This is a genomic window from Staphylococcus sp. EG-SA-2 (assembly GCF_017152085.1).
Map to the genome: position 1 here is coordinate 1 of NZ_JACYHC010000330.1, position 339 is coordinate 339.

A 339-nucleotide genomic window follows, 5' to 3' on the forward strand; every position below is an offset into this window, starting at 1 on the left:
TGATTAAACACGGACCAAAAACGGGTACACCAGAAACAAAAACAGTAGAGATACCGTTTGAAACAAAACGTGAATTTAATCCGAAGTTACAACCTGGTGAAGAGCGAGTGAAACAAGAAGGACAACCGGGAAGTAAGACAATCACAACACCAATCACAGTGAACCCATTAACAGGTGAAAAAGTTGGCGAGGGTCAACCAACAGAAGAGATTACAAAACAACCAGTAGATAAGATTGTAGAGTTCGGTGGCGAGAAAATAACGCAAGGTCATAAAGATATCTTCGATCCAAACTTACCAACAGATCAAACGGAAAAAGTACCAGGTAAACCAGGAATTA

1 protein-coding gene is annotated in these 339 nt (G+C 40.1%); it reads left to right on the plus strand.

The features are described from left to right. A partial coding sequence (locus IDG60_RS03205; RefSeq protein ID WP_206160490.1) for a G5 domain-containing protein occupies positions 1–339 on the plus strand: 339 nt, incomplete at both ends.